We start from the raw sequence: 26594 nt of genomic DNA, 5'->3' as shown, positions 1-26594 counted from the left end.
TCCATGGCGGTCGTGATGCCAGGGACAGGCGCGCGCGATCACAGGCCGATCGATACACGAATGTATCGACCGTGCCGGTACGACAATACGCGACCCTCCCCTACTATGATTTATAGCGGAGAGGCCAGGGAAATTACAGGGAGTGCTAATCCTGGGGTCCGGTTGCGGCCGGCGCAGCGAGTCGCGGCAGCGCCGCGACTCGGCTTGAAGTGCGTGTCGGACATCCGGTTTACGTGACGCCGATTGGCGAGGCGGCGACGCGCGCCGCCGAACACTTAGAACGTCTGCCGGATACCCACTCGAACGAGTGTTTGCACGTTGCTTGCCGACGAAATTCCGTTCCCCACATCGCCAACCGAAGCGGTCGCACTGACCGTATTGCCGAATGCGTCGAGCGTCTTGCCGCTCGCCTTCTGGTAGCCGACGAGTCCGTAAAGTGCCGTGCGCTTGGACAGGAAGTAATACGAGGCGAGGTTGAACTGGTTGTACTTCGGCGCCGACTCACCCTTGATAGAACTGCCTTGCGTGTAGTCGTAACCTGCGGCGATACGCAGCGCCGGCGTCGCCTGCCAGGACACCGTCGCGCCCGCCGAATTGAACGTCTCTTTACCGGAGAACAACGAGAAGCTGCCGGCCTGGTATTGCGTATTGCTGTACGACACGCCGAGCGTCACCTGGCCGATCTGGTATGTGCTTGCAGCTGCAATGATCTGCTGGCTCTTTGCCGACGCAAAGCCTTCGTTGATCGACGAAGCGAATGTGCCGTCATACGCGCTGGTCCAGGCGCCGCCATTGGCCCCGTAAGCGTTGGTTGCCTGCATGTAGGCCGCGCCGATGGCGAACGGGCCATGGGTGTATTGGCCGCCCAGGCTCCACGTGTTCTGGTTTTTGACGCTGCCCGCCTGACCGCCGAAACCGTACAGTGCGCCGAACTGAAGCCCCGAAAATACCGGGCTCGTGTACTTGATCGAGTTGCTCTCGCGCGCCTGATTGTCGATGTTATCCAGATCGCCGGGGTGCGCGCCCATGCCCGTCAGGAAGGTGCCCGCGCTGATGGTGCCGACGAAGTCGACGATCGGATCGTACTGGCGACCCAGCGTGAGCTTGCCGAGTCTGGTGCTCGACAATCCCATCCATGCCTGACGACCAAACTCGCGGCCGCCCTGACCGAGCTGCCCCGTACCGATGTTAAAGCCGTTCTCCAACTGGAAGACCGCCGACAGGCCGTCACCCAGGTCTTCGTTGCCCTTCAGCCCCCAGCGATCGCCTGACCAGGTACCGCTCGCAAACCCATAACTCGATCCATTGCTGTAGACGGCCGGCTTGCCTGCCGCTCCCTTGGTCTGCACGACGCGTTGTCCGCTCGTATAGCCAAGACCCGCATCGACAATCCCGTACAGGGTCACGCTGCTCTGCGCGTGTGCGGTGAGCGACAGGCTGCTCATCGCGAGTAATGTAACGGTGGTTTTTTTCATCATGATAAGGATGCCTATTTATTAGAGAGAAGTGATCAAACTGATTGAGATGCCTGTTACATCGGAACCTCGGACGCGAGCCGGTGACTCGCGCCCGTATTCCGTTTCATTCTTTGGCTGTTTGCGTCTGTCTCGCGGCTACAAGCCAGTTCGCCACACTGGCGACGAGCGTATCAACATCGTCGAACACCTCGGCCCCCCGTACCAAAGGTGCGCCTAGCAGGGTGAAGACGGGCTTGTTCCATTGCAGGCCAAGCGCCATCTCCGATAGTGTGCCCAGGCCGCCTCCAATCGCGATGAGACAGAGCGAAGCGCGCGCAATCAACGCATTTCTTGTGATGCCCAGTCCGGTCGGCAGCGCCACGGTAAGAAACGGATTGGCCTCGTTCGCATCGTCCTCGGGCAGCAGGCCGACCACGATGCCGCCCGCGCGTTTCGCGCCGAACGCGGCCGCTGCCATCACCCCGCCTTTGCCACCGCAGAGGATCGTCATGCCGGTTCCCGCTAACGCGTAGCTCAGGCTTCTCGCCGCCTGCAGTTGTTCCGGTGTGGCTTCCCTTGGACCGATCAATCCAACCGGCATCGCATGCCGCATCGGCCCCGTCTGGTGAACCGCAAGTCTCTGCAGCGCCAGATACGCTGCGTTGGACCATTCAGTGTCGTCGTTGCCGTGCAAGGCATTCTCCTAGTGCCAGAACGCACGTACAAACCGCCATCAACACCAGCGAAAGCGCGGCTGCCTGCGGGAAATCCGTCTGTCCGTCTGAAAGTTTCAGGTACATCAGTAGCGGCAGGATGTTGATCTGCGTCCCGGCGAGCGCGAGTGCAGTACCGTAGGTTCCGAGTGCGATCGATGTGACGAGACACCAGGCCGCGGCGATCGATGGCCACAGTTCCCGCAACGCCACGTCGAAGATCGCTCGCAACGGCGACGCGCCCAGTGTCAGCGCGGCTTCGATCGGACGGCGGTCCAGGTTGGCGATCGCCGGATAAAGCATCAGCGCTACGCGTGGAATCAGGTAGTACGCGTAAGCCGCAACCAGTCCCGCGGTCGTATAGATCAGCGCTCCGACCGTGGCCGGGTCGGCGCCGAGTCGAGCGACGATGCTCGTCACGAAGCCGGCGCGGCCGAAGGCGAGAATGAAGCCGTATGCAATCACCAGACCGGAAAACGCCAACGGCACGCCGAGCAACGCGAGCAACCAGCCGCGCCGCCGCGGCGGCTGTCCGGCCAGCACCATCGCAAGCGGCAGCCCCACCGCCAGCGACACGGTGCCGGCAGCGCACGCCAGCGCCAGCGAGTGACCGAGCGCACTGACCACCAGCGGATCATGGGCGAGGCGCACGAAGGCCGCGCCGTTCCCCTCAGCCGCCGAGACCAGCAATGCGCCGAGCGGCAGCGCGAAGAACAGGGCGAGAAGAAGGCCCGCCGGAACCGCGCCGAAGCGCCGCGCCAGCCCTTCGTTCATCGAGGAGGTCCCCATCTGCCGCCCCTTATTTAGCGAGCGCGGCCTGCGCCCACAACTGGTCGACTTCCGCTTTCTTCGCCGCGGCTTTGACCACGTCGAGCGGATGCATCTGCGGCACGTCGGGCATCTTCGCGCGGATGTCCGCGGAGAGTTGCACGTCAGCCACAGCGGGACGCACATACCCTTGCGCGAACAGTGCCTGGCCGACGTCGCTCATGACGAGGTTCAACCACAGACGCGCCGCATTCTGATTCGGGCCGTCCTTCACGAGACTCATGGCGTACGGTGCGGACACCGTGGCTTCCTTCGGGATCACGACTTCGACGGCGTCGCCCATACCGTCGGCGTACTTCGCTTTGAGACCGTCGTTTTCGTAGCCGATCAGGATCGGAATCTCGCCCTTGACGAACTTCGCGTAGGGAGTGGTGCCTTCGACACGCATCACGTTGCCCGCTTCGCGCAACTTGCCGAAAAAGTCGGCACCCGGCTTCGGATTGTCGACGCTACCGCCGAACGCATAAGCCGCGGCGAAGACCGCGACCTGTCCCTGGCCGGTCGAACGCGGATCCAGATAGACCACCGAGTTACGGTACGCAGGCTTGAGCAGATCGGCCCAACCTTGCGGGACGTCCTTGATCAGTTTCCGGTTGACCAGCAGGGCAATGTTCAATGAATGGACCGTGAACCAGCGGCCGTCGCGCTCGCGAAACACCGGCGGCAGTTTGTCGAAATTGATTGGCTTGAACGGCGCCACTACGTCCTTGTTGACGGCGTCCAGTGCGGACGCGGCAAAGTAGTACGCCGTGTCGGCCTGCGGACGCCGCCGCGACTTGTCGAGCGCCACCACGGTCGCCGCCGAGCCGATATCGTTGTACGTAATCTCGACCTTCGGATAGCGCTTTCTGAACTCGGCGAACAGCGCCTTCCAGTTGGCCCATTCGGGACCGGTGTCGAACGACACGACGAGCCCCTCGTCCGCGGCCTTCGCGTACAACGCGTCTTCTCCGGGGTAAAGCGGCGCGGCCGGCGCGGCATGTGCGCCGGCCGCGGCGGTCAGTACCGACAACGTACAAACAACTGTGGCGATGCGGCGGACTCGCGACAAAAGACTAAGCCCTGCAAACATTCTGGTTCTCCGTCAAACAAGGAAGGTGAATTAGCAAAATTGACTGGTCCGCGCGGGCAGTACGCGCAGGTGCTCGGGGTCGATCGCGATAGCGTGTTCGGCAAGACGGCGCCCTTCGCACAGAAGCGGCTTCTGCGTGGAATCCGGAACGAAGTCGTAGCGGCACGTCGCGCCGAAGTAGCGCACCTCGGCGCGGCGGCCGGCGAGCCGGTTGACCGCGTTCGCCGGCGGATCGGGCTGCACGTGCTCGGGGCGAAGCAGTACCTCGACCTGGTCGCCAGGGCGGAAAGCACGGGTATTGGCGGACAGCAGCGCAAAGGAAACGTCGACCGTGCCGTTCGCAATCACGCGCCCCGGCATCACGCTCGAATGACCGACGAAGCGTGCGACCTGCGTCGATACTGGCTGCTCGTAGAGACGTTCAGGCGTATCCACCTGCAAGACACGCCCGCCGTCGACCACGGCCACGCGGTCCGCAAGGCTCAACGCTTCGTCCTGATCGTGCGTGACCAGCAGGGTTGTGGCGCCGCATGCGCGCTGCAGCGTGCGAATCTCGTCGCGTAGCTGCTGGCGGATGCCTGCGTCGAGCGCGGCAAGCGGTTCGTCGAGCAGCAGCACCTTCGGTTCGAATGCCAGCGCACGGGCCAGCGCGACGCGCTGCTGTTGTCCGCCCGACAGCAAGATCGTACGCCGCGCGGCGTGTTCGCCAAGACCGACCCGTTCGAGCATGTCGAGCGCGCGAGCCCGGCGTTTCGCAGCATCGATGCCGCGCATCCGCAGCCCGTAGGCCACGTTGTCCAGCACGTTCAGATGCGGGAAAAGCGCGTATTGCTGGAACACCATGCCGACCTCGCGGCGCCACACCGGAACGCCCGCCACATCGCGCCCGTCGATCGCGATCCGTCCTCGATAGCCGTCCAGGAGACCCGCGGTCAAGCGCAGGATCGTCGACTTGCCGGAACCGCTGCGGCCCATCACCGCGACCAGTTCTCCCGGCGTGACCGACAGCGTGACGGCTTCGATACCGTGTTGCGCGCCGGGATAAGTAAAGCTCACGTTGTCGAAATGGAGGCTCATCGTTTTACTTCAGTCGTTGGACAGTGTTGATCGATACCAGGGTCGCGATCACCGCGAGGCAAAGCAGCACCACGGTGGCGGCACACGCCATGCCGGTCGCGCCGTAAAACGCCTGCAGCAACACGACCGGATAGTTCCGGTAGCGAAAACCGGCGATCAGGTTGGACACCTGAAATTCTCCGATCGACAGTGCGGCCACCATGACGAGTCCCGAGAACAGGCTCTGCCGGAGGTTGGGCAAAACGATCGTGAAGAACTGCCGCAGCGGCGTGGCGCCGAGCGTCGCAGCGCAGGCTTCGAGGCGCGCGATGTCGAGGTGGCGCAAGTCGCTAAGCAGTGTTTGCGTGAGGTACGGCAAAGTCAGCACCGTATGGGCAGCAATCAGCAACGACAACGATCCGAGCCAGGGCAGCGTGTCGCCGCTGAAGATGGCGATGTAACCGAAACCCAGCGTGAGCGCCGGCACCCCGACCGGCAGCAACGCGACCAGCCGCGCGGTCACGCCGCGCCCGGAGAGCGAGTGGTAGTGCAGCGCATACGCGAGCGGCAAACCGATCACGGCAGTCGCGCAACAGCAGGCCAGGGCGACCATCAGGCTCACGCCGAAAGCACGGCGGAAACTCGCGTTGGCGGCAAGGTCGGCGAACCAGTGTCCGGTGACGCCGGTCGGCAGCATTGTGTTGGTCCACGTTTCACCGAACGCGCCGATCAGCAGCAGAGCGATCGGCAGCAGCATATAGATCGCGAAGAGCACCACTACGGCCTGAAAGACGACGCGCTGGATCGACGCAAAGCGCCCGCTGCTGTGACGAGCGGGAACATGGGGCTGGATGACCGGTGCGACAGGCGTTTGCATGCAAGCTTTCCTCGTGAAACGGATGGAAACCCGCGCGCCCTGACAGGACGGGGCGCAAGATTTCGATTTGCTTGCAAGTGTGCGGATGCGACATGGCGTCGTCATGAAAAAAACGTACAAAACACGCATTGCGCTGTGCGCATCCGGAATACTTCGACGCCAGAACGATGAAACACCTTTACCCGAACCTCACCGAATTACTCGCCTTCACGAGCTCCGCCAAGCATCTGAACTTCTCGAGAGCAGCGCGCGAACTGGGACTGACGCCGAGCGCAGTCAGCCGGCAGATCGCCAGCCTGGAAGATTCATTCGGTGTGCAGCTTTTCATTCGGGACGGCCGCAATCTTGCGCTCACCCGGGCGGGCGGCCTTTACCTCGCGCGCGTGGCCACCCCGTTGCGAGACCTGGGCAACGCGTCGCTCGAACTCATGAGCGCCGCCGGGCAGAGCGACGTGCTGACGATCGCGAGCGTGCCGACGTTCACGACCAAATGGCTGATTCCCCGGCTACCGGAATTCCTTTCAAGCACCCCGGGACTCACGATCAGCTTCAGCCGGCACCTGGCGCACGGCGATCCGTTTCCGTTGGATCTGGACGCGGCTATCCGCTATGGCGATGGAAGCTGGGAGGGCGTCCAATGCGATTACATCGACGGGCGTACTTTTCTGTTGGTCTGCGCGCCTGAATGTCAGCAAAAGTATGCGTTGCGCCGGTTGCAGGATGCCGCGCGCGTGCCCCGGCTGCTGCACAGCCAGGCTGAACAGGTATGGAGTCAATGGGCCGAGTTCTACGATGTGCGCGACATGCATGTGCTTGCGGGCCCGCGCTTCGAGCAATACTCCGTGCTGATCCAGGCAGCTCAGGCCGGTCTGGGACTAGCGCTCATCCCAGCCTTTCTCGTGCGCGACAATCTCGCCGCTGGCACGCTTGTCGAGCCGCTGACGGCTCCGATCGACGTCGATCATGGACACTATCTCTGCTATTTCCCGGGGCGCATGGAAACACAACCGGGGTTGAAGCGGTTCCGGGAATGGATGTTGTCCAAGGTCTGAGAGTCGATACGCCGAGACACACATCGGCGGGCGCCAGTGCGCCGCTTTGCGGGTACCCGTGTTGAGCCTAAACTAGCCGGATACCTTCGGCCCCCTCGGACCTCATGCCCCGTCGCGAAGACCATCACGCCCAGCCGCTTGCCTCGTCCGCCGCACCGGTCGGCGCCGACGCGTAGCAAGACCCGGCCCTGCTGCGCCGCCTGCTACGCGCCAAGGACCGCATGGACGCCGCCTCGCACGAGGCCTGGCCCGTCAAGCGCCTCGCCGAGGTCAGCGGCGTCTCCGAGGCCCATTTCGCGCGCTCCTTCAAGCGGGCCTTCGGCCTCCCACCGCACCGCTACCTGCTGACGCGGCGCATCGAGCAGGCCACCACCCTCCTGCGCGACACCGAGCTCGGCATCACGGAAATTGCCTTCGCCACCGGCTGGGAGAGCCTCGGCACTTTCGGCCGCATCTTCCGCGACATCACCGGTCAAAGCCCCAGCGCCCTGCGCCTCGAGGCTCGGGCCAACATGCCTCTGCTCGACCGTGTGCCCGCCTGCGTCCTCAAGGCCGCGCAGCGCCCCGACCTCAACATCGCAGTTTTGGAGAAGCGCCGCCGCGTGGCCAAAGATACATTCTGACCATCAATCAGGGAGGTGCCATGAACCAAGGTGTAAATGTCGTGGGCTTGTACGTCGATAACCAGGACGAAGCGCTCACGTTCTACGTCGACAAGCTCGGATTCCGCGTCCACACGGACGTGCGCAACGGTCCCTACCGCTGGCTCACGGTCCAGCATCCGGATCAGCCCTCGTTCCAGCTCGGCCTGTTCACACCCGGGCCACCCATCCACGACGACGCTACTGCGCAAACCTTGCGCGCCATGGTCGCCAAGGGAGCCATGCCGCCCCTGGTTCTCTCAGTGGACGACTGTCGCGCCAGCTTCACCCAGCTGAAAGCCCGCGGCGTGGAATTCACGCAGGAGCCGATAGACCGCTTCGGCAGCGTCGATGCCGGTTTCCGCGACCCTGCCGGCAATGGCTGGAAGATGATCCAGGCGCCGAGGAGCACGAAATGAATACCAGCGCCTGGATTCGTCGGTCTCACCGGTGGATATCCATCGCCTTCACGCTGACGGTTATCGCCAACTTTGTCGCCATGGCCCGGGGAAGCGGTCTCCCGCCGCCCTGGATCACCTACGCGCCGCTGCTGCCGCTGGCCCTTCTGTTGCTCTCGGGGCTCTACCTGTTTGCTTTGCCGTACTTCAGCCGCGACCGCAGCCTTCGTAGCCCGCAGCGCTCTGTTGGAGACCAGGAGGCGCCGCTCGCCTGAAGAACGGCCCTATCGTGCGAGCTGAGCCTGCCTGGGCGTTGGTGATAAGTCTAGTGGGTCGAGAACACTGAAATGCCGCCGTTGGGGAAGCCTGCCGCGCCGGGCTGGAACGGCACATACACTTGCCCAAGCGAACTGTCGATGGCGACAGAATGCGCGCCTGTGCCCACCGCAATCTTAAAGAGCAACTGCCGTGATGCACCATCGACTACGCCCATCTGCGGACTAAACCCTGAGGCGGCGGCAATCCCGCTCGTCACGTAGTGCCGGGCCGGCAGGAAATAGCGGTTGGACGCCGGATCGTAACCGACCTGGTCCACCCCGCCAAACGGCAGGCCGGCCTGAATTGCGCCACTCGTGCGATCGAGGATCAGCGTGATGAGCGGATCGCCGGCGGGTGGATCGCATCCAATGAGCACGTCGTTATTCGGACCGAGCACGATGCCCGTCGGTCCGCATTTCCCTAATGGAAACGACTTGCTGACAGCAGGACTTCCCGCCACCGCGGAGCTGGCCGTGATGACATCAAGTTCGCCCTCGGGATTGGCAGCGGTCCCGTCGTTGTTGATCAAAAAGCTCTTCGAGGCAGAATCATATGTGCATGCTTCCAGCCCCGACGAACCGTTGAAAGGAAGCTTTACCAGCACCGTTTGTGTCAGCGTGGAAATGAACGTGACGAACGGCGGTGAGTCTCCAGGACTCGCGTACATCACGAGATGATCGTCAGGATCGTAGCAACCCTCGTCGACGCGCTGTCCGGAATTACTGATGGTGATGGTGTTGACCGTCTTTTGCGCAGCCGTATCGATCACCTTGACTGAATCGACGTCGCCGGCATAGATCGTGTTCGTGCCGGTGATACCTACAATTCCGTCCGGACCGGACTCGTTTGTCGTGGCGCCGGCACCGATGAATGGACCCGGGATCTGGGCGATCAACGTGTTCGATTTGGTGTCTACGACATCGACTGCTTTGTTGTTGCGGTCGGTCAGAAAGTACTTGCCGGCCTCGACGTAGCCGATGTCGAAACTGAATGGCGGGCTCGAAGCATTGGGCACGGCGATATTCGTCAGTAGCTTTGGCGATGTCGGTCCGCTGACGTTATCTCCACCTCCACACCCGGCCAATGTGGCTGCAGCGAGCAATATCAAGGCCATCAGGCGCTTTTCCATCGATTCGTCTCCTTTCCGTTTATTGGCTTGACCGCTGGTCCACGGATTGGCCTGAGTATTTGACTTTCCCACCGCTTTCGATCGATGAACCATTTCTTAAGGAATCTTAAGAAAAGTCCATCTGAACAGATAACAACATTCCCCATCGATGCGGCTGTATGGCTCACACAATGGCGGCGCAGTGGAAAATCGGAAAGTAAAACTTATTTATGGTCTGCATTCAGTGAATGCCATACCTGTAATGGATCTGAAACATTCCATGGCGCTTGCTCATCTCGCCGATGTTGGTATTTTCAGACGGCGATTCACTCAATACGCCGAAAGAAGTAATCAACGATGGCTTGTGAGGTCCGCGAGCTTCAGTGACCGAAATAGATCGAATGAGTATTTACGGTTGCCGTCGGCGCACCCGCCTGCGATGAGCCATCCGACGTTCCGCCTACATCCGTGCTCCCCCGCGCCGCGACATTCTGCGTTTGAACACGCGCCTCTGCTGCCTGAATATCGTCTGGGTAGTGCACATCTTTGGCGGCCGGCCGGTACCCGGCCTGTTCTACGCGAATCAGATCCGCGCGTACTTCGGCCCGCGTCAACGGAGCCGCAGCGTCCTGCGCGAAAGAGGCAACTGGAGCGGCGAATATGCCGGCAATCAACGCTGCATAGATAAGGGTCTTCATGATGAAATATCTCCCGAACTTGAGTTTGGTCAGCTTCACGCCACTGTGACTGAAGCCTCCGATCTCACCACCTCGTAGAGACGTGAGTGAGTGCTCCTTATTCTGTACGGTGAAGATGGATGCACGCTGACGCTCACATTACATTGGTGTCATGTTCGCTTCAGCAGCCCCCCTTTCTCGCTGCAAAGGTGATGACTAAGGGGTTATCCTTCGACACTCACAGCGACACATGCACGTCGATCGTTGACAGTCAGTCGCCTGGCATTTTTCGAGGGTGAATTTTTTACTTGCCACAACTCGTCCGTTGTTTCATGCGGGAAATATAGCCATGGATTATTTTGCCGCGGTACGGGCCTTCATTAACGCAGCCGAACTGCAGAGCTTCAGCAAGACGGCCCATGAAATGGCAGTCAAGACCTCGACCGTCTCGCGCTACGTCAGCGAGCTCGAAAAGGATCTGGGCATTGCCCTCTTCAACCGGTCGACGCGAGGGCTCGTTCTGACCGAAGGCGGCAGACTGTTTCGCGAACACGCCATGATTGCCCTGCAGGCGCTCGACGACGCACGTCAGGTTACGTCATCGTTGAATCTCACACCGCAAGGCGTGCTGCGCGTCACGATGCCCTCGGCATTCGGGCGCCGGCATATCGTGCCGCATCTGCCGGCGTTCATGACGCGCTACCCCGACATCGGCCTCGATATTGTGTCGACCGACGAAACGCTCAACATGATCGAAGCCGGCATTGATGTGGCAATCCGTATCGGCGTGCTGCCCGACTCTTCGTTGATGGCTAAACGCATTGCGCCGCATCGTCGTATCGTCTGTGGCAGCCCGGCATATTTCGAACGCAGCGGGATGCCTCTTGTCCCTGAAGATCTGGCCGCGCACGATACGCTTCGCTTACCCCTGCTGCCCGACGACAAATGGTCTTTCACCCGCGTCGCGGATGCACAGGCGTCGCCGGAACAGGTGCTGGTGGAATTGCAAGGGCGCTTGCGCGCAGACGACTCCGAAGCCGTACTGGAACTCGCTGTGGCCGGCTGCGGCCTGGCTCTTCTGCCGACTTGGCTCGCGTCTACAGCCCTGCGCGAAGGGCACCTGCTGCACGTGCTGCCTGAATGGGAAGCACGCACGGGACGAGCCGAACCCGCGGTCTGGGCGGTCTACCCGCCGAAGAAAATCGTCTCGTCGAAAGTGCGCGCGTTCGTGGATTTCTACGCCGAGATGTTTGGCGAGCCGCCGTACTGGGACGACGGACTCGCGTTGACGCTTAAGGCTTAAAGGGCGAAGCGGATATCGAGCGTGCGCAGCCAGGTCTGCAAGCCGGCATCCTGGATCGGAATCACATAAGCGTTTTCGTTCGTTTCATTGAAATGCGCATGCCAGTACCCCGGCGGCGTAACGAAAGCCATCCCGGCCTCCCAATCGACGCGTGTCGGATTCACGATATTGCCGTTCTCGTCCAGTTCGGTACCCACCAGCGTATAGACACCTGGCTTGCCCCCGGCGATGAAGTCGAGTGCAATCGACTGGTGACGGTGCGGCTTCTGGATCGAGTTGGGCGGCACGATGCCGAACATGGCCCACAACACATGCGTGACCGTTCGCGTCTGCGGGAAATTGGCGTTGCCCATCAGCACGCTGATGCGGTTGCGGCGGCCCGCATTGGCTTCTTCCGAGACCTTGCGCAATTCCGCCTGCGCCTGAGCGGCCGGATAGAGCGTCGGCGCAAAGCGCGCGCGGACGCCGGTCGTGCCGAGATAGGTGAGCAACGGCGCGTCGTTGACGTAATAGAGCGTGGCCGTCGCTGCGGCGGAAAGCACGGCAGCATCGCCGCCTGGCAGCGTGAAGAAATCGCCCTGCGCGAATGGGAAGCTTGTTTCGGCCTGCGTCACGCTGCCGGTCCCGCTAATGACGTAGCAGACCTGCGAGGTCGCGTTCGGGGCAAGCGTCAATGCGTCACCTGCGTTGATGCGCAGAAAATTGGCGCTCAAACCAGGGCCGGTCGCGGGGCCGGGGCAACCCAACTCCGCGGAGAGGTCGAGCGGCACAACTCGGGTTGCGCCATCCGCGTACAGCGAAGGCGGGAAATTGCGGAAAGGCACGCGCGAGATGAGCTTCGCGCCGATCGGATTGGCGGACGACGTGTACTCGAAGTATTGCGCGTCCAAGGTTGCAGTAGCGGGTTCGGCGAGAAGCGCCGGGGACGTCCTGGTCAACATGGTCTGCTCCTTTGGGTTAGGCGGATTTCGTCCGGGTCCCCTCATGAAGTTGGGGTTAGCGTCCGAAAGCTGACCTGACTATAGGTGCGGGCCGCTGGCCTCAGAAGTGCCGGAAATCGAAATCACTTTTGCGCAAAGGGGCATACCGTGCGTACAGTCCGGTGTCAGTTTGTCGCTGCCCGCATTGCCCGATATTCGCGTCGCACGATATCCATCAGTTCCTCGACGGACGTGCTGGCTGCTTCCCGTTGGTAAGTGACACGCCCGCGTTGCATCAGCATCACGCGGTCCGCGATGTCGAGCGTCTGCGCGTAGTTGTGCATGATCATGATGATGGACAGGCCACCTTTATTCTTGAGTCGAAGGATCAGGTCGATGATCAGTCCGGCCTCGCGGGCGCCCATCGCAGCGAGCGGCTCGTCAAGGAGCAATATCCTGGCATTCGAATTGACCGCGCGCGCGACTGCGATAGCCTGTCGCTGTCCGCCGGAAAGCTGCTCGACCGGCAAATCGACCGAAGGCACATGCACGCCGATTTCTTCAAGACACTCCGCGGCGCGCTCACGCATGGCGCGATTGTTCAGCAAGCGAAACGGGCCCCGACGTATGATCTCCCGATTCAAAAACATGTTGTGATAAATGCTCAGCGAATTGGCGAGCGCCAGATCCTGATAGACGCATTCAATGCCGAGTGAACGGGCGTGATCGACCGAGCGAAGCATGGTTTCCTCGCCGCCTACAAAAAGCTTGCCGCTGGTCTGCTGATGAAACCCGGTCAGAATCTTGATCAAGGTCGATTTGCCCGCCCCGTTGTCACCCAGCACGCCAAGGATCTCTCCTTGTCTTAGCGTCAGCGACACGCCGTCGAGCGCGGTGACCGCGCCGAAACGTTTGACAATATCCTCACCGCGCAGCGCCTCCAGCACCTCGGCCATCACAACTCCCCTTTGCGCGCGAGACGAACCACGTGGATGTTGAAGATCATGGCCCCGAGGATCGCCGCGCCGAGAATCATGTTGAAGGTGAAGGCGTTGATGCCGATCAGCGTGAAGCCGTCGTTGAGAATGCCAAGCACCGCCGCACCGATCAGCCCACCGATGATCGTGCCCGATCCACCGGCGAGCGGCGTGCCGCCAATCACGGCTGCGGCAACGGCAAGAAACATGATCTGATTACCGCCCGCTTGCGGATCGATCGACGTGATGCGAAAACCCTCCAGAATCCCGGTCAAACCGGCCAGTAACGCGGCAAGAATAAAGTTGCCGAGCTTCAGCCGCCGGACCTGTATCCCTGCCTCGCTCGCGCCCAGCGGATTCGCGCCCGACGCGATCGTATGCAAACCCCAGCGTGTATGACGAAGCAGCACGTGCATGACCGCGGCAATGGCCAGCGTCCAGATGATCTCGCTGTATCCCCATCCCCCCATGACCGCCGCAAATACTGAATCCTCCGGTGGTGAAACCGGTGTACCTCGCGAGATCGTCAGCGTGAGGCCGTTCACGAAGAACAACGTACCGAGCGTCGTCACAAAAGATGGGATGCGCAGATAGACCGTCACCGCGCCGTTAATGAGCCCGACGAGGCCCGCCGCAATAACGCCGGTGAACATCGCAAGCCATGCCGGCAAACCTGCCTCGAGAGAAAAATGCATGATGAAAGGCGCAAACGCAAAAACCATCCCGGCGGAAAGATCGATCTCTCCCCCGATCATCAGCATGATTTCGCCAAAGGCAATGATCGCCACCGGGGCGATGAACTGCGAGAGATTCTGCAGACTCGCGCCGGTCAGCAGGAAGTCATGATTGACTGTCTCGAAGTAGATGCAAAGGATGAGTGCAACGGCAAGAATGCGAATCTCGCTGGAACGTCCGAGCGCGCTTGACCAGCGCCTCGGGCGTTTAGCGGGTGGTTGATTCGGCACGGCAGAGCTCACCCTTTGATCGCGCCTGTACGTGGCACGATCTGGGCTTTCGTGCTTTTGCCTTCATAGCGCGTCGAAGTAGTCAGGTAAGGATCGACAGTGCCCTTGGTGACGAATTTCAGACCGGTGTTGATATTGGCCGGCCCAACGAGCCCGCCGGATGAAAGAAAGATGAAGGCCTCCAGCACCGTATAAAAACCCTGTACATAAGGTTGCTGGTCGATCGTGAAGTCCAGGAATCCTTCGTGGATCAGATCGACCGTGCGCGGCAACAGATCAAAGCCCCCGCCGTGCACACCTTTGGCGGGCAAGTTGGATTCTTTCATCACCTCGGCAACGCCTTGGGTGCTGCCTGCATCCACGGCAAACATGCCTTTGAGATCCTGGTGGCCGAGAAAGAAGGACTTGATCTTCGATAGTTCCTCGTTGACGGTCGCACCGGTTGCGATGGTCTGCACGTCGATCTTCTTGCCCGATTTCTTGATGGCAGCCGCTGCGCCGTCAAGCCGGGGCTGAATGTTGAGCTGGCCAGGCGTGGCGATAAAGAGCGCGACAAGGCCGCTGTCGATGAGGCTGACGATTCGCTCGCCCATCTGGTAGCCGGACAGATAAAGATCCTGACCGATATAGGCAAGGCGCGGATTCGTCGAACCCGAGGGCGCGTCGGCGTTGTAGGCGAACACGGGAATGCCGGCGTCGAGCGCGGCCTGGATGGGTTTGTCGAACGCCTTGGGATCGACGATCGGTACGGCGATCGCGTCAGCTTTGCCGGCAATCGCCGCGTTGACCGCGTTCACCATTTCGCCAATGTCTGCATTGGCTGAGCCGGTCCATTGATAGTCCATGCCCAGCAACGCGGTCGCATCCTGAATGCCGTATTGCGTGGGAACGAAGAACGGATTCGTTGTGACGTGGTTGACGAATACGATCTTCCACCGCTTGTGCGCCGGGAACGATCCGGCTTCGGCCGCCTGCGCCGGCGTGATCATTCCACCCATTAGCGCCAGTGCTGCGGATAGGCCCGCGCCCTGCAGCAAGCCGCGACGCATGCCTTGCACTTCGTCCTTTTGGTCCCTTTGGTCTTTGTCTTCCTTCGCTTGCGCCATCTCAGTCTCCCGTCTCTCAGTTGTTGAACACTTCAATGTCCATGACGGCGCAAGCAGGAAAAGCCCCGGCAAGAACAGCACCGGAGCCGGGAATCATTCCTTTCATGAAACCCACGTGCACGCGCGTACGCATGACTACCCTCCAGAAAATGCTATATCACGCCCTATTGCCTACTAATCGATGTATACCCTTAACTAGTCGGACTAATTAAATTTTTGCGGTGCAGCGCAGTGCTCTGTATTCGCGTCCCGCCATGCTGCGCAACACAATGACAGGATGGGCCTCGCTCGCCAGCCACCGGTCATGCGTTGTCGAAATGATCTGAACGATAGGCCACTTTAATAGTATTACTATCCAGTTAGCGTCTGGAAGGAAAGAGACAGGAAGAACGAAGCGCTTCGCTCAATGGTTGGGCTCAACCGACCCGTTCGTATCAGGGTTCTGTTTGAAACTGGCTGCCGGTTTCCAGAACGCGCTCGGCGTCTACGCGCGCATTGTCGAGTTGGACCAGACTTGCATGCCGCGCGCCCAACGGGTCACGACTCTGGATTGCAGTAAGAATCGCCTTGTGCCGCGGCAACGAAAGCGCGTGTGTGTCGGGATGACGACTCGTCAGCTTGATCGATTCCGTCAGGGCAAGCGAGAGCATGTTGCCGATGTAGGCCAACAGGTCGTTGTGAGTAGCCGCCATGATGGCGCGGTGAAACTCGAGGTCGGGATCCAGTAGCGCGCTTGCGGTTTCGGCGCGCTCCATCTGATCGTAAGCCGATGCAATACGCGCAAGATCGTCGCTAGTTGCGGCCGTGGCGGCGAGCGCCGCTGCCGCGGGTTCGATCACACGGCGCACGGTCAGGAGTGAGCTGAAGAATTCGCCTTCCGGAACACTGTTGATCGTCCAGAACAGGACATCGGGGTCAAGCATGTGCCATTCCGCTCGAGGCTTCACAACACTGCCTACACGCGTTTTCGACACGACCAGCCCTTTCGCCACGAGCACACGGGTGGCCTCGCGCAGCACGGGGCGGCTAACGCCGTACCGCTCACACAGGTCGGCCTCAGCAGGCAAGCGCTGGCCCGGCTGTAGCTTGCCGCCGACGATATCCATGCCGAGCTCCTGCACGATGCGGCCATGCAGGCTCTTGCGCTGCTGCAGATGACGATAGTCCATGGTCAACGATCGCGGTCGTGTCCGGCTCAGTTTTTGCGCCGACCGGTGCGGCGTTCTGAATGGCACTTACCTCGTCGTCGACACGGATAGAGCTGGGTAGCGTGGAGATACTTGCCGGTCCAAGCATAGCACGCGACATTTGGCGCTAATCGAGTCCAGCTCGATTGGCTAGTGCCCGGCTAGCAGGACATTGGCAATGACACCCGTCGCGATGGCGGCGAGTACATAGTCCCCGTTCACGCCGACCCATTGATACCCGCGCGGCGGCGCTTGCAGGCCGTGCTCATGCCAGTTGTCGACAACGTAATTGCGGTCGCGATACTCCGTCGGAAGCCGCTCACCCTTGTGCCAGTCGTTGTGAGGAACGGGACCGCCCGGCCCTCCTAAAGACGCATCGTGCGGCGCAGGGCCGCGGCCATGTCCATGCTGGTCCCCGTGACCCGGATTCGGTCGGTCGTGTGAAGGCTGGCCGTGGCCGTGATTGTCGTCATGCTGCTGCGCAAAGACGGCAGTGGACGTGCCGAGTAACGAAATGATCAAAAGTGGTGCGGCGATTGTCAACTTCATGGCTTTGCCTTTGAGAGAATGACGCGATAACAGCGTGGCGCTCGAAGCTCTGTCTGCCGTGAAACGCCTGCTGCGTGTCGATTACATGGCTACGCGACGTAGTTCGCTCATCAATGCTCACCACGTCCGCGCTGGCAGATAATGTCATAAGAATGCCTGATCGCCAAAACCGCGCCTGGTGGCTTCACGGATTCGCGTTGCGTGACACAGTGGCGTCATCGGAACGTGTGCTGACGGCGCTAGCCGAGTTGGCTCTGAAGTTTACTTTCCTTACTGTTCGATTTGCCCCGCTGCAATGTCCTCGAGCGATCTTCCGCGTGTCGGCACTCCCATGAGTAGCACGGCCATCGCACCCGTCAGCAGCACCAGCGTTGTCGCGCCGAACACTCCGCCAAAGCCCAGTTTCGGATAGACGTACCCAACGAGGATAGGCGCAGCAATCGCGCCCAGCCGGCCCACTGACGAAGCGAGCCCGGTGCCCGTTGCGCGCACGTCGGTGGGAAACACCTCGGGCGTATAGGCGTAAACGCCCGCATAGGTGCCGTTCATGAAGAACGACAACAGGATTCCTGACACCATGATGCCGGCATCCGTACCCGTCAACGCAAGCCCAAGCGCCGATACGCCGCCCAGGATCATGTATGACGCGATCGTCGCCTGCCGGCCGATCTTCTCGTTGAGCCACGCGCCTGAAAAGTATCCCGGGATCTGGGCAAGGTAAATCACGAGCGAATACGAAAAGCTCCGCGTGATCGTCATCCCGTTTTGAACCAGCAAGCCGGGAATCCACGTGAAAAAAGCGTAGTAGCTAAACGTGATGGATAGCCACATCAGCCAAGTCATGGCTGTGATGCGCGCGAGCTTCGTCGCCCACAACGCCTTGACGTTCGCGACGATCGAGGCTCGTCCGGCTGCGAGCGGAACGGTTCCGTCGCGCACCGGAGACAGCGGCTCCAACTGGATGCCCGCTTGAGTGACCTCCACCTCCATCCTCGACACGATCGCATCAGCCTCCGCATGCCGGTCACGCGCCTCGAGCCAGCGTGGCGACTCGGGCAACGCACGGCGCCACCACAGCAGCATCAGAATGGGCAGCGCGGTGATGACCATCACGGCGCGCCATGCATTGGGCGCGAGCGGGATCACCAGATAGCCGAGCAATGCAGCCGCTACGAAGCCGAAGGAGAAAAACCCTGCGAGGCTGCCCGTGAAACTCCCGCGATACCGCCGCGCCACGAACTCGGAGAGAAACGGCGCGACGATGGCGCTCTCCGCTCCCGTTCCTAACCCGGCGACAATCCGCGTCGCGAGAAAAAATCCCCAGTCGTTCGCCAGTGCACTGGCAAGCGACGCGACACAGTAAATCACGAGCGCATACATCATGACCTTGCGCCGGCCGATGACATCGCCGAGCATGCCCGCCAGCATCGCGCCGACGAAATAGCCCATGAACGTGCCGCTTCCCAGTACGCCCGTCTGTACGCTCGTCAGCCCCCATTGCGTGCGCAACACGGGCAGCAGGAAAGCGAGCACGGCGGCGTCCATCGCATCGAAGGTGTAGCCGAGGCCGCCCATCAATAGCAGACGGCGGTGAAAAGCTGAAAACGGCAGGCGCTCGATGCGGGCGGAAATCATCGTCATGAACAGGCTCCGATAGGGACTGTGGGGCACCGCGGACGAGCGTACTACGGTCAATATCTTTCGAGTTCGTTGACGAAGAGCCGGCCATCCTTCATCACGAGCGGAATATGCTCACCCTGGCCCAACAGGCAATCGACGGACTTCAGAGGATTGCCGTCGACCACCAGCACATCGGCATGGGCACCCGGCATGATTCTGCCGAGCTTGTCCTGCATGCCCAGCACTTCCGCGCCAACGAGGGTCGCGCTTGCGATCACCTCGGCTGGCGAGAGAACCTCGGCCAGGATCCGGAATTCATCGCTTTGCAGACGCTGTGCCTCACCGAGCAAATCCGTACCGAAGCCCATCTTGACCCCGGCGCGCTTCATGATTTCAATCGAGTGCATGCCGGCGCCGTGTACGTCCGCGACCTTGGCGATACTTTCCGGCGGCAAGCCATACTTCTCGCCTTCGCTTGCAAGGGCGTCGTAAGTAACAAGGGTTGGCACAACATACGCGCCATGCTCCGCAACGAGGCGGGCCGTCTCATCGTCAATCAGATTGCCGTGCTCGATCGTGCGCACGCCACAGCGCACTGCGCGCGCGATCGCCGCAGCCGTATAGGCGTGAGCGAGCACATAGGTGCCGCGCCCCTGAGCTTCCGCTACGATCGCGCGGATCTCGTCTTCGGAGTAACCGAATGCGCCGACAGGATCGGTCGGTGAAGCAACGCCGCCCGACGCCATGATCTTGATCTGGTCGGCGCCCATCTGCAGTTCCTCGCGCACGGCCCGGCGCACTTCATCGACGCCGTCCGCCACGCGGCCCAGCGCACCCACACGCACGCAGCATCCGCAGGGTGAATCGGGTGGCATGTAGTCGGAGCGGGCGCGCGGATCGGCGTGGCCGCCGGTCTGGCTTAACGCGCGGCCGGACACGAAGAGGCGCGGGCCTTCGATCAGTCCTGACTCGACCGCCTGCTTGAATGGATACCCGGCACCCCCTGCGTCACGCACGGTGGTGAAGCCGCGGCGCAGCATCGCACGCATGAGCGGCACGGCGCGCAGCGTCACCAGCACGTTAGGTAGCGTCGCCACGCGCGGCAGGTTGAACTCGATCGCGACGACGTGCACATGCAGATCGATCAGCCCAGGCATGATCGTTTTGCCTTTGACGTCAATCACGCTCGCGCTGCCGCTTTTTATCGGCTTGTCGGAAACCTCGCGGACGAAACCGTCCTCGATGAGGACTTCGAAGCCTTCTAAAAGATCAGGATGGGTAGGGTCGAGCAGTGCGCCGTTACGTAGGAGGAAGGTGGTCAACGGTTGTCTCCTTCAGGTTTCGATCGCAGCGCCCGGCGTCCGGAACTCACCTCGGGTATGCAGGCGGGCGTATGGAAGCATATGGAAGCGCTGCCAGAATATTCACCGGAATCAGTGTGACACGCATCACGTCTGCGCGCTAACGAACACGTTGTGCGAAGCGGCACGCAATTGCCGCTCGACGGGTCATGCTGCGCCGCGACGGCTTCACGAAGGTAGCGTAAAAATTCCGAAAAATTTTTTCCCAAATATTGATCTATTGGACAACTCAGCATTAAGATGAGTGCCATGGCGCGCGACATGTCACCCGAACGCAAGGTGACAGCCTGCAGTAGCCATCCCCGAATCGATCCTGCTCGCGTAGCGAGGCCAACGGATCAGGTTCCCAGCAAAGCAGGATTGGCCAGGAGACGGAGATGCTCAGTCCGCATGAATTCGCGACCCTCATGCTGCTCAAAGATGCACCGGATTGGCTGAGTCTGGACGGTGCCGATCTGGAAGCGCTTCTGGACCGTCAGCTCGTCACGCTGGAGAACCTCCCTTCCGGGCAACAGCGCCCTCTCATTACTCACGACGGACAGATGTTTCTGAAGGCTGCCGCTCGCATCCTGAACGACGAATGACACGTATCGCTTGATCTGTTTCACAGTCAAGGAGTATTCCGTGGCCGAATCGTGGACAGGAATCGTTGTGGGGCTGTGTGGGTTGAGCGCCGCCGTGCTGCTGGTCGCCGTTCACTATTGGCGCGAAATGACGCGACGGCGCAAACTTAGCCGGATGGACCATCGCGATTGCTGGGAAGTGATGCGCGACAGGCGCTGATGGCAAGCGCAAGTCTCTAACAAAAAATGTCTGCAGTCCCGTTGCGCAGAATGTTAGAGGTCGAAAGTGCCTCGATACTTCTCGTCGGCATCTGAACGGGTATTGATTTCGACGAGAACACCGCCCGGTACTTCACAGAAAAATCGCGAGCCGCGTTCATGCTTGAACACGCCGGTTTTCATCACGACGTCTGCTGCAAGCATCTCGTCATAGAGCGTGCGAACATCGTCGAGGGTCGCCAGTTCAAAGCCGATGTGAAAGTTATGCGGCCACGCGACCGGATGATCAGCGGCGTCATCGATCACGATATCGAATCCAGGACGTTTCAGAAGCCAGCTCGCGCCGCGCCCGGCGACGGTACAGCCTAGATGGGCCTCGAAGAATGTAGCGGTGGCGCTCACATCGGACGAGGGGAAGCTCACGTGGTTGAGCTTCATGGTGGTGGTGATATGAGTCATGTCGATCTCCGTTGAATTGGATCGCTCGTTGCGTTCCATACGGAGAATGTTACGAGTAAAAGCTCGCGTTCAATACTCGCGTCGCCGCCTTCACATCGACAGCCGCTCAGCCCTGTCCTACGGGCGTTTCAGCCCTCGCGCCGCCGACTTGCGTACAGCCTGCTCGCGTTTGCTCGCGGATTGCGGTGTGTCTTCGGCAGGCGAATCGCCATTGCGTTCCGCACCCGACATCATCGTCAGATAGCCCAACACGGCGGCCGTCACGCGGCGAGTGAGTCCAGTCGTGTCCGTCTCCTCACGCTCGCCGGCGGCGTCGACGAGCCCACGGACGATCGCCATCAGATCGCTCGCGGCGACAGCCACGTCGTCTTGCGGCGGCAAACCGTCACGCGTAAGGATCTCCAATAGCACGCTGCGCACCGATCCGGTGCTGGCCAGCGCCATGCGCAGTTGCGGCCTGCTCTCCTCGACGTCGAGTAGCCGTGCAAGCGTAGGCCTCGCGAACTGCTGCCGAACCGAGACGCCGATCAGATGCGTGAGCGCGACCGGTCCGCTCGGGTGATCGAGAGCAACCAGCGCATCGCGATAGAAGCGTTCGCTTTCACGCTGCATCAGCGCGATCGTCAACGCATCCTTACTTGGGAAGTATTGATACAGCGAACCAATGCTGACGCCAGCGCGTTCCGCGACCGCGTTCGTATTGAACCCTTCGAGTCCCTTCGTTTCAAGCACCTGTGCAGCCGCCTCGAGCAAGGTGGCGACCATGCGTTCTGAGCGGGGCTGGCTGGGCGCCCTGCGCGGTTTGAGTGGCGATGGAGTCGGCTGTCGAGGCATACGGCAATCAGGTGGTTGGGTGGCAACGAATGTTTCGATCGGGAGACGGTCGTCCGGCTCGATGTGGGAGCAAGCTTGCCACAAAGTCATCACGTCGGTCGAAGTCGACGCCAGCGGCAAGAAGTGGCGTGCCGCGCCCCGGCTGACTTCATGCATCTGCATGAGTCGTCATGCACGCCATTCATGTCGTTCATTTTTGTCCTGAATTTGACCGGCTTCTGCCTCGGCCATATTGTGCGGACATGCCTGCCCCGTTCGCATCGTCGTACCTGCCGATCTGTGTTGTCGAGAGGCGGGATCTCCAACACTGTGATCTGCGAAATGCCATGAATCCTGACGCAACAGCTACGCTTGCTCCCCTATCCAATCTGCGTCCAACCAGCAAGGTTCGCCGCGCGGTGACGACTGCAGTGCTCGGCCAGATTCTCGAGTGGTACGACTTTTTTCTCTATGGAACCGCCGCCGCGCTGGTGTTCGGCCACCTGTTCTTCCCCATCGGCACCGATCCGCTGACTGGGACGATTGCGGCGTTCGGCGGCTTTACGGTCGGCTTCATTGCCCGTCCGATTGGCGGCGTGCTCTGCGGCCACATCGGCGACCGGTACGGCCGCAAGACGGTCATGATGCTCACGCTGCTGATGATGGGCAGCGCGACCGTCTGCATGGGTCTCCTGCCGACCTATCAGCAAATCGGCATCGCGGCCCCCGTCTTGCTGGTCCTGCTGCGCATCTTGCAGGGTCTTGCGGCAGGTGGGGAATGGAGCGGCAGTATTTTGCTGATCCATGAAAACGCGCCCGCATCGAAACGCGGTGCGCTGTCTGCATGGAGTCCCTGCGGCGCCGCATTCGGCTTCGTTCTTTCCACTGCTGCGTTTCTGCTCGTCCAGACGCTGTCGTCTTCCGACTTTCTGAGTTGGGGCTGGCGCGTGCCGTTCCTCTGCAGCGCCGTGTTAGTCGCGCTCGGGCTGTGGATGCGCCGCTCCGTCGACGAAAGCGCCGAGTTCGCCGAGGTCAAAGCCGCGCGCCGCGACAGCCGCATGCCGATTATCGAAGTGCTTCGCCAATGTCCGCGTCAGGTGCTGACTGTTTTCGGCCTGCGCTTTGGCGAAGGCGCTGCGTCGTACATCTTCTTTGCTTTTTCGATTGCCTACGGCCGGTTTGTCGGCCTGCCATCGAGCTGGATTCTGGGTGGATTGACGGTGTCGATGCTGTTGATGATCCCCGTTTCGCTCTTGATGGGCCACGTGACGGACAAAATCGGCCGCAAGCCGGTTTATCTCGCCGGCGCGATTGCCATGGTGCTGGTTGCCTACCCTTACTTCGTGCTGCTCGGCTCGGGCGTGCTGTGGAAAGTCATCCTGGCGCTCGTCCTCGCCAACAGCATCACACTGGGCATCCTCGAAGGCGCTCAGCCAGCTTTCATCAGCGAATTGTTGCCCGTCCATCTGCGTTTCTCGGGCCTTGGCATTGGCCGCGAGATGTCGTCCGTACTCGGCGGCGGCCTGTCGCCGATGATCGCGACCGCACTGCTCGCTCACTACCGTAGCGCCACGCCAGTCGTCATTTACCTCGTTGTTCTCGGACTGATCACTGTGCTCGCGACCTGTCTTGCGCCTGAGACTTTCCCGAAGGCTCTGAGACTTCAGGCGAAAGAAAGCGCTTAACACCGTTAAGCGGCAGCGCTGTGGCGCCGCCGCACCAGACGGATCGATTATTCAATTCCGACACCCTGCCATCATGCAAAGCCTTCAAAGTGCCAGCCTTCCGACGCACGCCTATGAACCTCGCGTCGTCGATCAAGCCGATCCGTATCCGGAGTACGCGGGTCCCCTTTCCCTCGATGTTCTGATCGAGGAAATAGAGCGTCGAAGAGACGAGTTCGATCAGTTGTCACATGTTCCGCGCGACATGATCGCGAAGATGAAACGCGCGGGCATTTTTCGCGCAAGTACGCCGCGCCGCTTCGGTGGAGACGCGCTGCCGCCGCCGCAATTTCTGCGCATGCTCGAGCGCATCGCGATCGCCGACGGATCGACCGCGTGGGTCGCCGCGTTCGGCTCGGCGAATACCTATCTCGCGTCGCTCCCAATCGAAACGCAGCAGCACATCTATGCGAAAGGACCGGACCAGGTTTTTGCCGGCGGACTCTACCCGTTGCAACCGGCCGCAAAAGTGCCGGGTGGTTTCATGGTCAGCGGCCAATGGCGATTTGCAAGCGGCTGCAAGGGCGCGGACTGGATCGGAGTAGGGATCGGCGGCACGCCCGCCAATTCGGGTGACACTGGTGCAGGGAAACCGTTCACCGCTGTCTTCCCCGCGCACGAGGTCGAGATCGTTGAGAACTGGAACGTGGTCGGTATGCAGGGCACCGGCAGCCACGATCTGCGACTTCGCGACAAATTCGTCGACGAGCAATGGACATTCGTTCGCGGCGGCCAGGCGCTGATCGACGAACCGCTCTACCGCTATCCCGCCGTTGCGTATCAGGCGCAAGTGCACGCCGCCGTCAACGTCGGCCTCGCGCGTGCAGCGCTCGATCTGCTGACCGACATGTCCGGATCGACTAAAACCACCACCGGCGCCCCGCGTCTTGCAGACCGCGGTTACTACCGCTCCGGTCTTGCGAAAGCGGAGGCCAACTGGCGCAGTGCTCGCGCGTTCTTCTACGAGTCCGCCGAGTCGGCGTGGCAGACCATCATCGCCGGCGATCCTGTGACACAGCATCAGGCCAATCTGATGCGCCTCAGCGCGACTCACGCCGCACAAGTGTGCGCCGAGGTCGTGATGCAGGCGTATCAGTTGGCGGGCATCGCGGCGATCTACCGCGAGAATCGGCTGCAGCGATTGGTGCGCGACTCAATTGTCGTGACACAGCATGCGTTCCTTGGAGAAGGCACCTACGACGCATCGGGCGCGCTGTTTGCCGGGATCGCGCCGGTAACGCCGTATCCCTGATACGAGGACAATCATGACGATCGACGACACCAAACGGCGTTTCCGCGATGCGATGGCGTGCCTGCCCGCGGCCGTCAACATCATCACCACAGATGGCCCGAGCGGACGGTGCGGGATTACCGCAAGCGCAGTCTGTTCCGTGACAGATGCGCCGCCAACGATGCTCGTTTGTATCAATCAGGCCAGTTACGTACACGATGTTCTGCATCACAACCGGAATGTGTGCATCAATGTGCTGGCGGCGGAATGCCAGGACGTCGCGCGTGATTTCGCGGGCATGACAGCCTGTTCGATGGACGAGCGATTCGCACGTCACGCATGGACGATCGGACATCGGTCGGCCCCGGTCCTCTCGCATGCGATTGCAAGTCTCGAAGGCGAGATTGTCGACCTCAAGAGTGTCGGCTCGCATTCGGTCATGTTTGTAGAAATCGGGCATATCTCGACTAGAGCGGAAGGCGACGGACTGATCTACTTTGGCCGGCAGTTCCACCGCCTTGTGCGGCCGGAAGCAACGGTGCAGTCCGTTGTAGCAAGCGCTGCGAGGTGAATGTGGAAGTTTGTCTGTTTCTTATCGGCTACCGCCATGGCATACATCCGGAGTCGCGCGACGTCGATATATCGCTGATTCAGGCGGCGTCCCAGAACGTTGAAGGACTGCGGCGCTTCGTGATCCATCGCTCTGAGGAGTCGGCGAATGGCGATCCTCATTCAAACGAACATGCATTGAAGCCACGCTGGGTGCTGCAGTGGTATTTCGACGATCTCGATCCTGCCGAAGCGGCTCTTCAACGCGGCGGTGCGGCACACACGATCGTGGAGCAAGCGATAGACGCCGCCCAAGACCGCCTTGCAGTCGCGCAGCAACTCATGGCGGTGAGAAAGTTTGCTACGCCGAATGCCCCCGGCATTGGAGGTCCGTCTGAGAAATGCACGTATCTCGTCGGCTATGAAGGAGAAGCCCAGAATTTCAATGCCTGGTTGACGCACTATTTGAAGCATCATCCCCCGCTCATGGCACAGCTGCCCCACATTCGTGAGCTGGAAATCTATACGCGGGTCGACTATCGGACCGGTTTAGATATTCCGCAAGCAACCGCCATGCAGCGGAACAAAGTGGTCTTCGACGATCCCGCGGCGCTGTCCGCAGCGTTGGCCTCGCCGGTACGTGCGCAGATGAAGCAGGATTTCGACGCATTCCCGCCATACAGTGGACCGGCCTCGCATTTCCCTATGCACAGCATTTACGGTAACCTGCAGCGGACGTAAAGCCGGACGCGGATAGCCCTAAGCAGCAGGCGGCTGTCAGGTCCCGCTCTGCGGACCGGATACTGTCGCACCGAAAGTTGCGCGTCCGTTTTAACAGCCAGAGCCTGACG

29 protein-coding genes are annotated in these 26594 nt (G+C 60.9%); 11 read left to right on the top strand and 18 right to left on the bottom strand.

The genetic code is table 11. The features are described 5' to 3' along the window. Positions 1 to 275: 275 nt before the first annotated feature. From M0D68_RS05715 to M0D68_RS05690, 6 genes are all read right to left on the bottom strand, one after another. Entirely contained in the window at positions 276 to 1475 is a 1200-nt protein-coding gene (locus tag M0D68_RS05715) for a porin (RefSeq protein WP_266223985.1), read from the bottom strand. A gap of 106 nt (positions 1476 to 1581) precedes the next feature. Beyond that, complete coding sequence (locus tag M0D68_RS05710) at positions 1582 to 2070, bottom strand: lysine decarboxylase (protein ID WP_266223984.1); 489 nt, start codon at positions 2068 to 2070, stop codon at positions 1582 to 1584. A gap of 58 nt (positions 2071 to 2128) precedes the next feature. Next, positions 2129 to 2959: an ABC transporter permease gene (locus M0D68_RS05705; RefSeq protein WP_266223935.1), complete on the bottom strand. Its 831-nt coding sequence runs from the start codon at positions 2957 to 2959 to the stop codon at positions 2129 to 2131. Between the two features lie 10 nt (positions 2960 to 2969). Further along, the gene (locus M0D68_RS05700; RefSeq protein ID WP_266223934.1) at positions 2970 to 4070 is read right to left on the bottom strand and encodes an extracellular solute-binding protein; all 1101 of its coding nucleotides are present in this window, start codon (positions 4068 to 4070) and stop codon (positions 2970 to 2972) included. 30 nt (positions 4071 to 4100) lie between these two features. Then, the gene (locus M0D68_RS05695) at positions 4101 to 5147 is read right to left on the bottom strand and encodes an ABC transporter ATP-binding protein (protein ID WP_266223933.1); all 1047 of its coding nucleotides are present in this window, start codon (positions 5145 to 5147) and stop codon (positions 4101 to 4103) included. A 4-nt stretch (positions 5148 to 5151) separates the two neighbouring features. Continuing rightward, positions 5152 to 5883 carry an ABC transporter permease gene (locus M0D68_RS05690; RefSeq protein WP_266223983.1) on the bottom strand — a complete coding sequence of 244 codons (732 nt, stop codon included), beginning with the start codon at positions 5881 to 5883 and terminating at the stop codon, positions 5152 to 5154. A 287-nt stretch (positions 5884 to 6170) separates the two neighbouring features. Between M0D68_RS05690 and M0D68_RS05685 the strand changes: the two genes are divergently transcribed. The 4 genes from M0D68_RS05685 to M0D68_RS05670 all read left to right on the top strand — a co-directional run bounded on the left by M0D68_RS05685 (position 6171) and on the right by M0D68_RS05670 (position 8369). Further along, positions 6171 to 7055 carry a LysR substrate-binding domain-containing protein gene (locus tag M0D68_RS05685; protein ID WP_200652468.1) on the top strand — a complete coding sequence of 295 codons (885 nt, stop codon included), beginning with the start codon at positions 6171 to 6173 and terminating at the stop codon, positions 7053 to 7055. 188 nt (positions 7056 to 7243) lie between these two features. After that, positions 7244 to 7678 carry a helix-turn-helix domain-containing protein gene (locus tag M0D68_RS05680; protein WP_266223982.1) on the top strand — a complete coding sequence of 145 codons (435 nt, stop codon included), beginning with the start codon at positions 7244 to 7246 and terminating at the stop codon, positions 7676 to 7678. Positions 7679 to 7698: 20 nt separating this feature from the next. Continuing rightward, positions 7699 to 8115 carry a VOC family protein gene (locus tag M0D68_RS05675; RefSeq protein WP_266223932.1) on the top strand — a complete coding sequence of 139 codons (417 nt, stop codon included), beginning with the start codon at positions 7699 to 7701 and terminating at the stop codon, positions 8113 to 8115. Further along, entirely contained in the window at positions 8112 to 8369 is a 258-nt protein-coding gene (locus M0D68_RS05670; RefSeq protein ID WP_093635044.1) for a hypothetical protein, read from the top strand. The genes M0D68_RS05675 and M0D68_RS05670 overlap by 4 nt, the downstream gene beginning before the upstream one ends. Positions 8370 to 8419: 50 nt before the next feature. Here the strand turns inward: M0D68_RS05670 and M0D68_RS05665 are convergent, their stop codons facing one another. Further along, a complete protein-coding gene (locus M0D68_RS05665; RefSeq protein ID WP_266223931.1) occupies positions 8420 to 9541 on the bottom strand; it encodes a hypothetical protein in 1122 nt (373 codons plus the stop codon). 359 nt (positions 9542 to 9900) lie between these two features. Then, positions 9901 to 10218, bottom strand: coding sequence for a DUF4148 domain-containing protein (locus tag M0D68_RS05660; protein ID WP_266223930.1), 318 nt, complete (start codon positions 10216 to 10218; stop codon positions 9901 to 9903). Positions 10219 to 10546: 328 nt separating this feature from the next. On the opposite strand from M0D68_RS05660, the gene M0D68_RS05655 reads away from it, so the two are divergent. Next, positions 10547 to 11500 (top strand): LysR family transcriptional regulator, encoded by a 954-nt coding sequence (locus tag M0D68_RS05655; RefSeq protein WP_266223929.1) that lies wholly within the window; start codon positions 10547 to 10549, stop codon positions 11498 to 11500. Here the strand turns inward: M0D68_RS05655 and M0D68_RS05650 are convergent. The 8 genes from M0D68_RS05650 to M0D68_RS05615 all read right to left on the bottom strand — a co-directional run bounded on the left by M0D68_RS05650 (position 11497) and on the right by M0D68_RS05615 (position 20146). Continuing rightward, entirely contained in the window at positions 11497 to 12441 is a 945-nt protein-coding gene (locus tag M0D68_RS05650; protein WP_256457351.1) for a cupin domain-containing protein, read from the bottom strand. The two genes, M0D68_RS05655 and M0D68_RS05650, sit on opposite strands and share 4 nt — an antisense overlap. A gap of 164 nt (positions 12442 to 12605) precedes the next feature. Then, a complete protein-coding gene (locus M0D68_RS05645; RefSeq protein WP_200617313.1) occupies positions 12606 to 13376 on the bottom strand; it encodes an ATP-binding cassette domain-containing protein in 771 nt (256 codons plus the stop codon). Next, the gene (locus M0D68_RS05640) at positions 13376 to 14362 is read right to left on the bottom strand and encodes an ABC transporter permease (RefSeq protein WP_244179372.1); all 987 of its coding nucleotides are present in this window, start codon (positions 14360 to 14362) and stop codon (positions 13376 to 13378) included. Before M0D68_RS05640 ends, M0D68_RS05645 begins: the two co-directional genes overlap by 1 nt. An 8-nt stretch (positions 14363 to 14370) precedes the next feature. Further along, positions 14371 to 15468, bottom strand: coding sequence for a sugar ABC transporter substrate-binding protein (locus M0D68_RS05635; protein ID WP_200650871.1), 1098 nt, complete (start codon positions 15466 to 15468; stop codon positions 14371 to 14373). Positions 15469 to 15902: 434 nt separating this feature from the next. Continuing rightward, on the bottom strand, positions 15903 to 16637 hold the full coding sequence (locus tag M0D68_RS05630; RefSeq protein WP_093635036.1) for a FadR/GntR family transcriptional regulator: 735 nt from the start codon (positions 16635 to 16637) through the stop codon (positions 15903 to 15905). Positions 16638 to 16805: 168 nt separating this feature from the next. After that, positions 16806 to 17204: an RcnB family protein gene (locus M0D68_RS05625; RefSeq protein ID WP_093635035.1), complete on the bottom strand. Its 399-nt coding sequence runs from the start codon at positions 17202 to 17204 to the stop codon at positions 16806 to 16808. 270 nt (positions 17205 to 17474) lie between these two features. Further along, positions 17475 to 18845 (bottom strand): MFS transporter, encoded by a 1371-nt coding sequence (locus tag M0D68_RS05620; protein ID WP_200650872.1) that lies wholly within the window; start codon positions 18843 to 18845, stop codon positions 17475 to 17477. Positions 18846 to 18895: 50 nt separating this feature from the next. After that, positions 18896 to 20146: an amidohydrolase family protein gene (locus M0D68_RS05615; RefSeq protein WP_200650873.1), complete on the bottom strand. Its 1251-nt coding sequence runs from the start codon at positions 20144 to 20146 to the stop codon at positions 18896 to 18898. A gap of 416 nt (positions 20147 to 20562) precedes the next feature. Here M0D68_RS05615 and M0D68_RS05610 point away from each other — a divergent pair, with 416 nt between their 5' ends. Next, a complete protein-coding gene (locus tag M0D68_RS05610; protein WP_054034863.1) occupies positions 20563 to 20769 on the top strand; it encodes a hypothetical protein in 207 nt (68 codons plus the stop codon). Positions 20770 to 20809: 40 nt separating this feature from the next. Further along, on the top strand, positions 20810 to 20968 hold the full coding sequence (locus tag M0D68_RS05605) for a hypothetical protein (RefSeq protein ID WP_167378395.1): 159 nt from the start codon (positions 20810 to 20812) through the stop codon (positions 20966 to 20968). Between the two features lie 53 nt (positions 20969 to 21021). Here the strand turns inward: M0D68_RS05605 and M0D68_RS05600 are convergent, their stop codons facing one another. Continuing rightward, positions 21022 to 21426, bottom strand: a complete 405-nt coding sequence (locus tag M0D68_RS05600) for a VOC family protein (protein WP_093635138.1) — start codon at positions 21424 to 21426, stop codon at positions 21022 to 21024. Positions 21427 to 21543: 117 nt separating this feature from the next. After that, the gene (locus tag M0D68_RS05595) at positions 21544 to 22191 is read right to left on the bottom strand and encodes a TetR/AcrR family transcriptional regulator (protein ID WP_234487563.1); all 648 of its coding nucleotides are present in this window, start codon (positions 22189 to 22191) and stop codon (positions 21544 to 21546) included. A gap of 395 nt (positions 22192 to 22586) precedes the next feature. Here M0D68_RS05595 and M0D68_RS05590 point away from each other — a divergent pair, with 395 nt between their 5' ends. From M0D68_RS05590 to M0D68_RS05575, 4 genes are all read left to right on the top strand, one after another. Next, a complete protein-coding gene (locus tag M0D68_RS05590) occupies positions 22587 to 23924 on the top strand; it encodes an MFS transporter (RefSeq protein ID WP_200650874.1) in 1338 nt (445 codons plus the stop codon). A gap of 73 nt (positions 23925 to 23997) precedes the next feature. Further along, on the top strand, positions 23998 to 25215 hold the full coding sequence (locus M0D68_RS05585; protein WP_200650875.1) for an acyl-CoA dehydrogenase family protein: 1218 nt from the start codon (positions 23998 to 24000) through the stop codon (positions 25213 to 25215). A gap of 13 nt (positions 25216 to 25228) precedes the next feature. Then, positions 25229 to 25765: a 4-hydroxyphenylacetate 3-monooxygenase, reductase component gene (hpaC, locus tag M0D68_RS05580; RefSeq protein WP_200650876.1), complete on the top strand. Its 537-nt coding sequence runs from the start codon at positions 25229 to 25231 to the stop codon at positions 25763 to 25765. Continuing rightward, positions 25762 to 26484, top strand: a complete 723-nt coding sequence (locus M0D68_RS05575; protein ID WP_307852660.1) for an ethyl tert-butyl ether degradation protein EthD — start codon at positions 25762 to 25764, stop codon at positions 26482 to 26484. Before hpaC ends, M0D68_RS05575 begins: the two co-directional genes overlap by 4 nt. The last annotated feature ends 110 nt before the right edge of the window (positions 26485 to 26594 follow it).

The sequence above is a fragment of the Paraburkholderia sp. SEWSISQ10-3 4 genome (assembly GCF_030464785.1).
Classification (GTDB): Bacteria; Pseudomonadota; Gammaproteobacteria; order Burkholderiales; family Burkholderiaceae; genus Paraburkholderia; species Paraburkholderia aspalathi.
Note: the sequence above shows the minus strand (reverse complement) of the source record. Positions and strands in the feature narration are given on the sequence as shown.